20 protein-coding genes are annotated in these 11,228 nt (G+C 75.7%); 1 reads left to right on the forward strand and 19 read right to left on the reverse strand.

The genetic code is table 11. From position 1 onward, the window contains the following. Positions 1-16 precede the first annotated feature (16 nt). Together VF746_14645 and VF746_14650 are read right to left on the reverse strand one after the other, a co-directional pair. A complete protein-coding gene (locus VF746_14645; GenBank protein ID HEX8693658.1) occupies positions 17-1,090 on the reverse strand; it encodes a hypothetical protein in 1,074 nt (357 codons plus the stop codon). Positions 1,091-1,131: 41 nt separating this feature from the next. Beyond that, entirely contained in the window at positions 1,132-1,806 is a 675-nt protein-coding gene (locus VF746_14650) for a hypothetical protein (GenBank protein ID HEX8693659.1), read from the reverse strand. Between the two features lie 785 nt (positions 1,807-2,591). On the opposite strand from VF746_14650, the gene VF746_14655 reads away from it, so the two are divergent. Next, on the forward strand, positions 2,592-2,720 hold the full coding sequence (locus VF746_14655; GenBank protein ID HEX8693660.1) for a hypothetical protein: 129 nt from the start codon (positions 2,592-2,594) through the stop codon (positions 2,718-2,720). A 43-nt stretch (positions 2,721-2,763) separates the two neighbouring features. Here VF746_14655 and VF746_14660 read toward each other — a convergent pair whose 3' ends face one another. The 17 genes from VF746_14660 to VF746_14740 all read right to left on the reverse strand — a co-directional run. After that, positions 2,764-2,988, reverse strand: a complete 225-nt coding sequence (locus VF746_14660) for a hypothetical protein (protein HEX8693661.1) — start codon at positions 2,986-2,988, stop codon at positions 2,764-2,766. A gap of 333 nt (positions 2,989-3,321) precedes the next feature. Next, a complete protein-coding gene (locus VF746_14665) occupies positions 3,322-3,519 on the reverse strand; it encodes a hypothetical protein (GenBank protein ID HEX8693662.1) in 198 nt (65 codons plus the stop codon). A gap of 49 nt (positions 3,520-3,568) precedes the next feature. Beyond that, positions 3,569-3,799 carry a hypothetical protein gene (locus tag VF746_14670; GenBank protein HEX8693663.1) on the reverse strand — a complete coding sequence of 77 codons (231 nt, stop codon included), beginning with the start codon at positions 3,797-3,799 and terminating at the stop codon, positions 3,569-3,571. A gap of 362 nt (positions 3,800-4,161) precedes the next feature. Beyond that, entirely contained in the window at positions 4,162-4,752 is a 591-nt protein-coding gene (locus VF746_14675; protein HEX8693664.1) for a hypothetical protein, read from the reverse strand. Positions 4,753-4,826: 74 nt separating this feature from the next. Beyond that, positions 4,827-5,177 (reverse strand): hypothetical protein, encoded by a 351-nt coding sequence (locus VF746_14680; protein HEX8693665.1) that lies wholly within the window; start codon positions 5,175-5,177, stop codon positions 4,827-4,829. 53 nt (positions 5,178-5,230) lie between these two features. After that, entirely contained in the window at positions 5,231-5,851 is a 621-nt protein-coding gene (locus tag VF746_14685; GenBank protein HEX8693666.1) for a hypothetical protein, read from the reverse strand. Positions 5,852-5,923: 72 nt separating this feature from the next. Beyond that, on the reverse strand, positions 5,924-6,445 hold the full coding sequence (locus VF746_14690; GenBank protein ID HEX8693667.1) for a hypothetical protein: 522 nt from the start codon (positions 6,443-6,445) through the stop codon (positions 5,924-5,926). A gap of 24 nt (positions 6,446-6,469) precedes the next feature. Further along, positions 6,470-6,967: a DUF4262 domain-containing protein gene (locus VF746_14695; protein HEX8693668.1), complete on the reverse strand. Its 498-nt coding sequence runs from the start codon at positions 6,965-6,967 to the stop codon at positions 6,470-6,472. A gap of 84 nt (positions 6,968-7,051) precedes the next feature. Continuing rightward, positions 7,052-7,417 carry a hypothetical protein gene (locus tag VF746_14700; protein HEX8693669.1) on the reverse strand — a complete coding sequence of 122 codons (366 nt, stop codon included), beginning with the start codon at positions 7,415-7,417 and terminating at the stop codon, positions 7,052-7,054. Positions 7,418-7,467: 50 nt separating this feature from the next. Next, a complete protein-coding gene (locus VF746_14705) occupies positions 7,468-7,626 on the reverse strand; it encodes a hypothetical protein (GenBank protein HEX8693670.1) in 159 nt (52 codons plus the stop codon). A gap of 92 nt (positions 7,627-7,718) precedes the next feature. Then, positions 7,719-8,198 carry a DUF4326 domain-containing protein gene (locus VF746_14710; GenBank protein HEX8693671.1) on the reverse strand — a complete coding sequence of 160 codons (480 nt, stop codon included), beginning with the start codon at positions 8,196-8,198 and terminating at the stop codon, positions 7,719-7,721. Positions 8,199-8,308: 110 nt separating this feature from the next. Then, a complete protein-coding gene (locus VF746_14715) occupies positions 8,309-8,878 on the reverse strand; it encodes a hypothetical protein (GenBank protein HEX8693672.1) in 570 nt (189 codons plus the stop codon). Between the two features lie 10 nt (positions 8,879-8,888). Then, positions 8,889-9,275, reverse strand: a complete 387-nt coding sequence (locus tag VF746_14720) for a hypothetical protein (protein HEX8693673.1) — start codon at positions 9,273-9,275, stop codon at positions 8,889-8,891. A 119-nt stretch (positions 9,276-9,394) separates the two neighbouring features. After that, positions 9,395-9,583: a hypothetical protein gene (locus VF746_14725; GenBank protein HEX8693674.1), complete on the reverse strand. Its 189-nt coding sequence runs from the start codon at positions 9,581-9,583 to the stop codon at positions 9,395-9,397. A 57-nt stretch (positions 9,584-9,640) separates the two neighbouring features. Beyond that, positions 9,641-10,285 (reverse strand): hypothetical protein, encoded by a 645-nt coding sequence (locus tag VF746_14730; protein ID HEX8693675.1) that lies wholly within the window; start codon positions 10,283-10,285, stop codon positions 9,641-9,643. A 180-nt stretch (positions 10,286-10,465) separates the two neighbouring features. Continuing rightward, a complete protein-coding gene (locus VF746_14735; GenBank protein ID HEX8693676.1) occupies positions 10,466-10,732 on the reverse strand; it encodes a hypothetical protein in 267 nt (88 codons plus the stop codon). A 25-nt stretch (positions 10,733-10,757) separates the two neighbouring features. Beyond that, a partial coding sequence (locus tag VF746_14740) for a hypothetical protein (GenBank protein ID HEX8693677.1) occupies positions 10,758-11,228 on the reverse strand: 471 nt, incomplete at its 5' end.

Genomic DNA, 11,228 nt, shown 5'->3' on the forward strand with positions numbered 1-11,228 from the left:
ATGGGATCAGTGGAGATCAGAGGGACGGCCCCGGGCCGGCCCGGCGCAGGACGGCCGCGGGCGGGGACGCGAGGAGCCGGTCCAGGTTCGGCACGGCGGCGCGCACCGCGTCGCGCTGGGGCTCCGTCAGCCCGGCCCACTCCCGCCGGAGCCGGTCCGGGTCCGCGAGCAGGCCCGCGGCGCGCCGGTAGTCTGCGCGGGCTTCCTCGAGCACGGCACGCTGGGTCGGCGCCAGCTCGCGGAGGTGGTCGAGGACCATGCGCCGGTGCTCGGCCGCGTCGGCGTAGTCCCGCGGCCGGGCCACGCCGGCGTGGTCGCACGCGGCGATCAGGCATCGGTCCAGCCGCTCCAGCAGCGGCGCACAGAGCACTCCCTGCTCGGCCGCGAGCGTGCGGGCCGCCGTTCCGCCCGCCAGCTCTCGCGGACGGGGATCAGGAAGCAGCGCCCGCGGGTCCTCACGAATCGTGGTGACGGCCCGCTCGGCGCCCTGCTCCAGGACGAGACGGCGGAAGCCATCCTCGGCGGCGTGGGCGTGCTCGCCGTAGAGCTTCCGGAGCGCCGCCCGGAACCTGACCAGGGGCGGGTCGGCGGCCGCGGCCGCGCGGGAGAGCTCGTCCGCGAGCTGAGAGGTGCGCTCCAGGTCCGCCTCGGCGCTCTCCACCCGGAGCCGCATCGTCTCGCGCGCCGCGACCTGGGCCGCCGTGTCGAGCACGGCCGACACGCTGGACGAGGGCTCGGGCGCCTCCGGAGCTTCCGGCGCGGGCGTGCCCGGGCTGTGCGCGTCAGTCGGGGGCGCGCCGGGGCCACCTGCGTCCGCCCCGACCTCGCCCCCGCCGCCTGGCACCTCGGCGACACGCGTCGGGCCGGACACTGGGGCGGGCACGACGATCCGGCGCCCCTCCGGCTCCGGGAGCGGCGGGAGCCCCCGCGCCGCGCGCCAGGCCGCGTCCATCTCCCGGAGGTGGCGCATCGAGATGGTGTTGGGGAAGCGGGCGACGATCTCGTTCGCGCGGGCGACCTCGGCCTCGGCGCGCTCGCGCGACTCCGCGAAGAAGACCTGCGGACCCACGCTGTCGAAGACCCCGAACACCCCGCCGTCCTCGTAGAGGGTGTAGCGGGGCCCGCCCGCGGCTACCGCTGCGGTGGGAGCGGCGGGGCCTCCGTCGAGTCGGGCTCGGCCGGCTCCCGCCAGCGGTTCACCCGCCGCATCTCCGCCCGCTCCGCCGGCGTGGCCGTCCCGTACGTGTAGATCACCGCCTCGCCGACCCGGAGCGCCCGGCGCTGCTCGGCGGTCATCGTCCACCCCGGTCGCAGCAGGGTCAGCAGGAGGATGGTGCCCAGGCTCACGCCGGCCGCGAGGCTCCACGGCTTCCAGCCGAGCTTCTTCCCGGCCGCCCGCAGCTCCCCGATCAGCCCCTCCACCGTCGACGAGAGCTTCCTGAACTTGTCCTCCCCGGCCGCCAGCACGCGGTCCGTTCCCTCCTTCGCCCGCTGATTCACCAGCTCGAACTTCTCCACCGACGCCCGCTGCGCCTCCTGGTACTGCCGCTCCGTCCTCGCGCTCACCTCCGCCGAGTTGTCCCGCACCTCCTCCATCTTCCTGACCAGCGACCCCACCTCCTGCCGCGTCTCGTCCAGGAACTCCTGCGCTCCCCCCCACCACTGCTCCATGTGCGCCGAGATCTCCGCGACCGCCTCGGCCGTGGCGGTCCGGGCGGCCTCCACGATCTGGGCCTTGGCCGTCTCCACCAGCGGCTGCACCAGGGTCTCCACCAGCGCCACCAGCTCCGGCGTTAGCGCCGGCATCGGCTCCTGTGGGGCCGGCGGCGCCGTCTCCGCGCCCGGGGCCACCTGGCCCGGGACCGGTCCCGGGCGGCTGGTGCTCCCCGGCGGCGGGCCCGCCACCGTCAGGTCCAGTTCCAGCTCCGGGGCTTCCGGGGGACCCGGGTGCCCGGGCGCCGGGGGAGCCGGGCTCCCGGCCGGCGAGGTAGTCTGCGAAGGTCTGTCCAAAGCGGCGCTCCAGTTTGCCGAGCGAGGCGGTTGGGGAGACGGAGGAGACCGCGGCGTAGCCGCGGCCGTTGGTGACGACGAGGCCGCGCGGGCGGGCCTCGATCCAGTGCCCCTTGGCGGCGAGCCGCGCCTCCAGCTCCGCGTAGCTGCGCGCGGCCGCGAAATCGCCGCCGAGCTCGGCGCGCGCGGTCTCCACGTACGGCGGCTCGCCCGTCCTCTCCTCGCGGCGCAGGACGCCGGCGCCCACCGAGGCGCTGCGGTCCGGGGGCTCCTGGTCGGGGAAGCGGAACAGGTGGCCGGGGCTTTCGCGCAGCCCAAGCTCGCGCTCCTGGTGGCGGAGGGAGCGCTCGATCTCGCGCTTCGAGAAGTCCACCTTCCACACCCGTCCGGTCCGGGGGTGGACGCGGTTGACCATCAGGTGGAAGTGGGGGTGGTCGCGGTCGCCGTGTGCGACGATCACCGCCTGGTGCTCGTCGAGCCCGAGATCCGCGAGCAGCCGGTCCGCTACGCGGAGCATCAGCGCGCGGTCGGCGGGGTCCGCCGGGTCGAAGCTCACCGACAGGTGGTAGACCGGGGACGGCGTGGGAGAGCCGGAAGCCATCACCGACATCACCGAGCCCGCGTCGCGCACCGTCGGCGCCCACACGTTCCGCGGCTCGTACCAGGCGATCCGCCCCTCCTGCAGCCCGTCGTCGCCGCGCTCCAGGTAGTCCGCGAGCTCGGCGAAGCTGGCGCCGTACGCCTCGTGGCCGATCATCGGTCGCCGAGCGCGGCGAGGATCTCCCGTAGCGCCTCCGTCGCCGCCTCCGCCTTCTCCCGCTGCCCCGCCTCCATCGCGACCCCGATCACCTCCTGAATCGGGAGGAACGCGTCCGTCACCCGCCGGAGCCGGTGGACCGGGAGCGACCACCCCGCGGTGAGAGTGCGCCGGGCGTACTCGGCCGGACTGGAATAGCCCCGGGCCCGCTCGCGGATCACGGCGCGCTCCTCGTCCGACACCCGGAACTTGAAGGTGTGCTTACGGCGGCCCCTGCCGCGGCTCCGGAGCCTGGATCTGCGTCGGCGGCGCTGAGGGGGAGCGTCTGGCACGGATGAGCTGCAGCGGTCGTGTTTGGAGGGCCCGCTGGGGACTGCTGGCCGCCGTGACGCCGGTGGGGCGCACCGCACGGCGGGCTTCCGCTGGTACCCCGGGTTGCCGCGCCGCGCCGTCCACGCTGCGGGAGGGCCCTCCACGGACTGCTGGCCGCCGTCGCGGCTGACGCTCCGGTGCCGGCCGGAGCGGACTGCGCCGGCCGGCACCGGGAACGCGGTTCAGATGAGGCCCAGGCGGAGGAGCCAGGACGGGTGGCCGTGCTCGCACATCCCGTCGGGCTCGACCTCGCACCCGTCGGTCGCCTCCACGACCGAGTCCATCACCCACTCGGCCAGCTCGTCCTCGGTGGGCTCCGGCGTCTCGGGCTCCGGGTACGGCCCGGTGCGCGGGTCACGCTCGAACGACATGCGGTCCATTCGGTGTCTCCTGCGTGCGGATGAGAGGGGGGAAGGGGCGTGCGTGGCGTCACGCGGCGGCCCGGCGGCTCGCGACGAACGCCCGCGAGCGCTCCCGGACGGCCGCGGCTTCCGCGTCCTCGATCTCGCCGATGGTCATCCCCACCGGGTCGAGGTCCTCGGGGACGCGCAGCGTCTCGGAGGCGAAGTAGGGCCCGGCGTAGCCGTCGATGCCGACGCACACCGTGCGGCCGGCGTCCTGGACGAAGTAGAGGCGCCGGGCAACGCTCTTCGGAGGCATGGATCTGTTCGGGGAGAAGGTGGGGGTGAGCGCGTGAGCGCCCGTCCTTTTCTCCCCGGGTTTCGGGCCGCCCCGGCGTCCCGGCTGCCGGGCGGCGGGGCGACCGGGTAGCCGGCCCGGTGGGTAGCCGGGCGGCCGAACCGCCGGGTACCCGGGTGGCCGGGTGGCCGGGTGGCGGGGCTCCCCGGTGGCGGGGTGGCGGGTCCGCCCGGCGCCGGGATTCCCTGCGCGCCGGCTGGCGGTGGCGCCGGGCGGCCGTCCGTGCGGGTGCCCGGCTACCCCGGTCCCGGGGCGGCCCGCCTGCCGGTGGGCCGGGGAGAGGGATGCCCGGCTCCCCGGGAACCCCCTCCCCGACCGCCGCGTCAGGCCGCGCGCCGCTCGACGAACTCGCCGCGCAGCTTCTTGATCAGCACGTGCACCTTCGCCGACGAGGCGCCCTTCTTCAGCTCGCTGAAGGTGTCGATGCGGAGCTGGTCGCCGGTGGGCCGCTCGAAGGCGAGGTCCATGGCGTACTTGATCTGGTCCTTCGACGCGGGCTCGCGCTCGGAGTCGTTGGCGTAGCGGGCGCGCGCGGCGAGGAGGTACTCGCCCAGCTTCCCGCCGGGGATCCGCTCGTTCTGCTGCGGCGCGGCCGCCCGGCGGCGCTCGCGCGCCTCCGCCCGGCGCCGCTCGAAGTAGGCGGGGTCGACCTCCTTGTGCGCGTCGATGGCCGCCTTCGCGACCTCGAACGGCGTGTCCTCCGGCATCGGCTTGCCGACGTCGGCCAGCAGCTCCAGCATCGCGGGCGTGGCGGTCCCCACCCACTCCGGGTGCGCGGCCTTGTGCGCCTCGATCAGGCGCTCGGCCTCGGCGAAGCTCACCGTCTCCGGGTTCGGGTGGCCGATCGAGCGCAGGTCGTGGAGCTGGCGCTGGGTGGGGCGGGTGCGGGGCTGGGACGGGGCCTGGGTGCTCATGGGTGCTCCTTGGGTGATGGGGCGACATGCGAACCGTTGTGTCGCACCGCCGTTTTCTCTCTGGGGTTGGGTTTTCAGCGGAAGCGGATCGGGGCGCGCCAGCGCAGCCGCGCCTGGTGCAGCCCCTGGGTGATCACGCAGAGGCCGAGTCCGGCCACCAGCGTCCACCTCCCGAAGCCGAAGGCGACGCCCATCGGGTGGATCTCCTTCCCGGGGAGGAGGACGGCGGCCGCGGTGGCGGAGATCCAGCCGAGCATCCCCGCGCCCAGGCCGAGCATCAGCGCCGGCGGGAGGAGGAACGCGAGCACGCGGCGCCCGCTCCGGGCCCAGCCGCGCACCGCGGCGGGAACGAGCGGCGGCAGCGCCTCCTCCCCGGCGCCGGCGGCCGGGCCCTTCTCTTCCTTGCTCTCGTCGGTCTGCGCCATGGCGCCTCGGTGTGCGGGTGGGCGGTCGTGGATCTCCGTGGGTGCGCCCGGCGCTACGCCGCGAGCGCGGCCGCGCGGCGGCGCGCGCGCTGCCCCGGCGTGGCGAGGAGCCCCCGCCGCCGGAGCTCGCGCCGCACCGTGAAGCCGTGCAGGTAGTCGGTGCGGCCGCAGGGGCGCGGCGCGGCCGTCGTCGGGCCGTGCTTCGCCGCCTCGGCTCGCGTGGCGGCCAGGTGGGCGCCGAGGCCGTAGCCGTAGGCGCGCGAGGAGTCGGGCGCCGCCGCGGGCAGGCGGGCGTCCAGGTCGAGGGCGGCACACCGCATCGGGACCTCCGGGTCGTGAGTGACGAGTCGCTGGGGACCGTCCCTCGCTTTTTCTCCAGGGGTTCCGGGGGCCGTGGACCGGCAGGCGCGCCTGCCGGAGCGCGTCACGCCAGGCGCTCGCGGTGGGGCCGGGCGAAGCGCACCGCCGGCGCGGGCGCCTGCCGCGCGGCGGCGCGGGCTGCCCACCGGCGGCGGATGCTCCAGCCGGCCAGCAGGGTGCCCGCCGAAGCGCAGCAGCAGCCCGGCGGGGAGGAAGAGGACCACGGCCCAGAGGTGGAGGAGGAAGAGCGCGCGGAGGATGCGCAGGACGAGCGGGAGCGCCAGGGCGAGGACGAGGACGGCGAGGAAGATCACGGTGGGCTCCGGGTGCGGGGCGGTCGGTTCCTGCTTCCGCCCCGCCTTTTCTCGCGGGGTGGCCGGAGCCGGTCAGCGCGGCCGCGCGCGGCGGAGCGCACGCTCGCCAACGGTCTCGGGGCCCGTGGTGAGGATGAAGCGGAGCTGGTCGGCGGCCTCCGCCCGGAGGTCGTGCGGGTGCCGCCGCTCGTCGTCCGCGCGCACGAAGTCGCCGACCGGGATCGCGGCGAACGGCGGGGAGCTCCAGCACGCGGCCGGCGGCAGCCCGAGCGCCCGTGCGGCGCGGCGGGTCTCCACGACGACGTGCAGCGTGCTCTCCACCCCGAGCGGCGCGGGCCGCATGGCGAGGAGGAGGTGCACCGGCTCGGCGAGGATGGCGGCGAGCGGCCCGATCATCGCCTCAGGGAGTGGCGCGCGGGCGATCATGCGGCCCCCCAGGGTGACGGCGACCAGGCGCTCGCCCGGGACGCCGGTGGGCTCGGCGAGGACGAGGACGCGGAGCGCGACGGCGTGCCCGGAGACCGCGATCTCGCGCGCGGGCGGGGCGTCGGGCAGGTCGGCGGAGTTCCAGCGGCGGTGCGGCGGCTGGGGCATCGTGGCTCGCGGTGGGGGTCCAGGTCAGTCGGGCGGCGGGCCCTGGAAGAGCTGCGGCTGGTAGTTCCCGGCGCGCTCGTAGCCGGCCTCCCACGGGAAGCGGCCGGCGGCGTCGGGCCAGACCACCTGGACGGCCTCGTAGCCGTCCGTGCGGTGCTCGTAGAAGACGTTGGCGATCTTCAGGTGCGTCCGGGCCACCTCCGCCGGGATGGCGCGGAGGACGAGCGGGACGGTGAGGCCCAGGTCCAGCGGCTGGTCGAGGGGCGGCCGCTCGCACATGCGCAGCTTCTCCGCGAGCCGGGCGAAGAGGAAGCCGATCGTCTCCTGGGCGAGCCCGAGCACCACGGCCTCGGGGAAGCCGAAGGTCTCGGTGAAGCCGACGGTGTAGCCGTAGGCGACCGGGTGCCCCTCGAACGGGGTGTAGATGTAGGTCCACCCCTGTGCCTGCACCCTGCTCACGACCTCCTGGAGCACGCCGGCCATGTGCCCCAGGTCGCGCGCCGAGATCCGGCGTCGTTTCATGGTGAGCGCGGTGGGAGGAACGAAGGCGGGCGTCCGCCGCGGGTGGGCGGGCGCCCGGACGGGACGGCAGAGAGGTAGCCGTGCTCAGGCCGCCGGGCCGGAGCGCCGGCGCCGGCGCTCCGCGCCGAGCTGGGCGAGGGCGGTGTCGCAGCCGACCATGAAGAGGTCGTTGAAGGACATCCGCTCGCAGAGCCGGAGGAACTCGCCGAGCGGCAGGTCGCGCGCGAGGATGAACCCCTCCTGCTCGGCCGAGCCGATCCCGAGGGTGAGGTCCTCGCCGAGCCGGTAGGTGCCGCCGTCCGGGAGCGTGACGGGCCGGGCGGCGAGGAGCGCCGCGAGCACGACCTCGGCCGGGTGCTTCCGGCCGGGGACGGCGTGGTGCATCTGGACGGCGGACCCCGGCTCGGCGGGGTCGATCCGGGGCGCGGGCGCGGTATGGGCGGCGGCCATGCGTGCCTGACTCTCGGGTTCGGGTGAAGGGATGGTGCGGGCGAGGCGTGTCATCCGCGCAGCGCGTCCTCCAGCGCGAGGCGGCGCTCGACCTGGGCGCGCGTGAGCAGCGGCCGGGGCGGGCGGAGGTCGAACGGGGCCGGGGTGGCGCGGGGCGGGGCCGTGGTGGTGGCGACCGCGACGCGGACGGTGGTGGTGGCGGGGCTCATGCGCTGTCCTCGGGACCGGGTGGCGTCGTCGTGGTTCGCCCGCCGTTTTCTACCGGGGGTTCCGGGGCGGCGAGCCGGGGCCGCGGCGGCGATCAGCCGACGCCGCCCGCGGCCTCCAGCAGCCCGCCGAGCACAGGGTCCGGCGCCGCCGCCGGCCGGTGCGTGCCTGCCAGCCAGGCCTCCAGCTTTTCGAGCAGGAGCCGCGCGATCACGTCGCCGTGGCAGGCGAGCGGCGCGCAGAAGCAGCGGAGCGCCAGCACGCCGCGCTCGCGGAGCGCCGCGAAGAGCCGGTTCATCTCAGCCCGCATCGCCTCGCGCTCGCCTTCGCCGAGCACGCGGCCGTTCCACGTCGCCACCGTCACGCCGCGGTCGAGCGCCGCGCGCAGCTCGCGCTCGTAGTGCACCAGCGTCTCCCCTCGCTCCCACCCGTCGCGCAGCGAGCGCGGGTTGGCGAGCACGCTGCCGCGCTCGCCCTGGAACAGGCGGCCGATGTACGTGCTCGCGCCGGAGTAGCCGCGCCTCACCACCAGGACGCGGTACTGGCCGTCCGCCGACGTGTGCGTGGTGCACATCGCTCCCTCCCACCCGGGGTGCCGTTCGTGTTCGCACCCGCGGTTTTCTTCGGAGGGGTTCCAGCGAAGCGCGGTGGACGGCTCGGTCCGGGCGCGAGGAGGGGCGCGGCTCAGGTGAGCGCGCGGTCCCCGGCCTCGGCCAGGCGGATGAAGCGGAGGTTCGCGGGGAGGCCGGCGCGCTCGTGCAGGTCGCGCCAGAGCGCCTGCATCTCGGCGCGGGTGTAGCCGGAGTAGCCCTCGCCGAGCGGGGTGACGAGGAAGGTGAGGTGAGGGTGGGCGCGCGCGAAGTCCGCCAGCCCGTCGAGCTGCGCCGCGATCTCGGGGAGCGGCGTGCTCCGCAGCTGGCCCGCGCGCTGGATGGTCACGACGGCGTACGAGCGGCCGGAGCGGCCCTCCTGGTAGCCGCGCGCCACCCCGTAGACGGCCCAGCGGCCGATGCGGTCGGGGCTCCCGGGCGCGGACGCGCGCGCCCGGAGGAACCACGGGTCGCCGCGCCAGGTGTTCGCGGCCACGCCCCGGCAGGCGAGCCCGGCGGAGCCGGCCCCGTGGAAACCGGAGGCGTTCGAGCCGAAGACGAACACCTCGTCGGGCGCGAGCGTGGTGACCGGGGCGGAGAGGACGTCCACGCTGACGTCCGCGCCGGGCCAGAGCGGCTCGCGGCGCACGATGGCGGGCTGCATCGGCGTCCCCTCAGGACCAGGCGGGGACCGGGAGGTCCCGCGCGCGCAGCTCCGCCTCCAGGACCGCGACGCTGTCGAGCGCGGCGTCGCCGTCGCAGACGCCGCCGTACGTGGAGCGGTCGGCGGTATCTGCCGCCCAGCGCGCGGCGGCGAGGAGATCGTGCACCTCGTCGTCCTCCCTGCCCTGGAGCGAGGCAGGCGAGACGAAGCGCGGGTCGACACCCTCCGGCAGGAGCTCCGCGAAGAGGGCGCTCACCCGCGCCTCCATTTCGCCGCGGCGGCGCTCCGCCTCCCGGGTGAACTCGCCGGCCGTGCACGCCCGCAGGGCGGCGAGCTCGGCGTCGATGAGGCCCCGCACCTCGCTGGCCGGATGGTGGGTGGTGGTGGTGGTCGTCACGCGCTTGGCTCCGGGAAGGCGGTGGGAAGCGTCCTGCGGTCCGCAGCCGGTTTTTCTTCCCGGGGTCCGGCTCCGGTCAGGCGCCACGGTGTTCTCGCGACGATTCCTCCGGGCGTGCATCAGCGCGCCGCCGGATTCCAGAGCACTGCACGCACGGATTGGAGGGCGTTCCACGCCTCGTTCTCAGCACCTCGCAGCATCGCCACCGCGGGATGCTCCTCGCCGAGTCGGGCGATGCCGCGGTTCAGGTGGCGGCGTGCCGCCCGATGACGGAGGAACAGGTGGGCGATGGCCCGGCGTTCAGCCATGCAGCCTTTTTCGCGGCGCGTAGTCACGGGCTTTCATGGACCGTGGGGCGACTTCGGCTACGTCTCGGGATTCAAGACGCGCGGGTGGATGCCGCTCTTGATGAACTCGCGATCGGCCGGGGAGAGGGTCGGCAGCGCGTCCTGGATCGCCATCCCCAGGTCGTACCAGTTGGACAGCCCGAGCAGCGGCACGTTCGTGAGCGCGTAGAACTCGCCGGTCACGCGGCACCACCCCGCCACGACGACTTCCGCGGGCGTGTCGCCGCCGAGCTGGTCGCGGTGAACGTAGACGGCCAGGCCGTTCGGCAACGGGTGTGCCGGCACGTAGTCGGTGAGCAGCGTTTCCTCGGTCACGACGAACGGCGGGCAGACCTCGGCGCCGTGGAGCGGGAAGCGCGCGGCCTCGGCGCCCGTGATCTCGCGCCAGCCGATGGAGTCGCAGATCCAGGTGCCGAGGCCTTCGAGCGTGACGACGTCGCCGACCGACATGGAGCGGCGGCCGACGGTGAAGCCCTCGCCGTCGCCCATCCCGTTCCCCTCGGCGAAGATGCGCTCGAGGACGCGGACCGGGTCGACCGGTCCGTCGGGGAGCGCGAGCGTGCCGCGGTACGCGGCCGTGTAGGTGAGCGCCTCGCTGCGGTCGAGGAAGCTCACGAATAGGCCCTTCTGCGGGCCGAAGACGGTGAACGGGACGCTCGGCATGCGCGCCTCTCCAGTGTGTCGGTGGAGTTGAGACCTGCGTGGCGCCCCGTCTTTTCTCGTCCGGGTTCGGGTGGCGGGCGCCTGGACAGGACGCGGGGAGGCCTGGACAGGGAGGGCGGCCGGCGCGTGGGGATGGCGCCGGGGCGGGTCACGGGCGGGGACCGGGACAGGGGCGGGGCTTTACCCGCGACGGCGGAGGAGGTGCTCGGCGAGCAGCGCCAGCGCCCCCCGCATCGTCGTCTGCGGCTCCGACGCCCAGAGCGCGCCGAAGGGCGCGAGCCCGGGGTTGTGGACCGCGATCCAGCGCCGGGCGCCGTAGCGGGTGCCGCGCCAGGCGCGGTGCTCCACGAGCGCGCCGACGCGCTCGCCGCCGCTCCGGAGCTCCCAGGTTTCCCAGCCGGTCGCGGGGTCCGGCGGGAGCCGGCGCCTGCGGATCGGCTCCGTCACGGGGTGCACGGCGGAGGGAGCGCGGCTACGCCGCGGGGACGCCGCATGCCCGCGCCCGCGCGGCAAGATCCGCCCGCGCGGACGCGTCGCCGGCGTCCGCGGCCCGCCGGCGGAGCGAGGCGAGCGCGGCACCGCTGCAGAGCCTCCGGCGCGCGGGCGAGATCGCCAGCACGGCCGGGGTGCGCGCCGCCGGAGCGGGGCTCCCGAAGGCGAGGGCGGCGGCGGAGCGCACGTCGCTCGAGCACCGCGCCGGGCGTCCCGGCAGCTCCGCGCAGACGCTCCAGGACCGCCCGTGGACCGGGTCGGCGAAGCTCCAGCGGCCGCCCGCCTCGCGCACGCGGCGGACGGCGTCGCGCACCGGCATTAGCGCGGGGACGCTGTCCCACGCGGTCGGGTACGTCCCGGTGAACATCCCCACCTCGCACTCGCCCCACGAGTGGCGGAGGTGGACCATGCACTCGGCGACCTCGCGGGGCTTCCCCTCCGCGACGAGGAG

The sequence above is a fragment of the Longimicrobium sp. genome (assembly GCA_036389795.1).
In the GTDB taxonomy this organism is placed as follows: Bacteria; Gemmatimonadota; Gemmatimonadetes; order Longimicrobiales; family Longimicrobiaceae; genus Longimicrobium.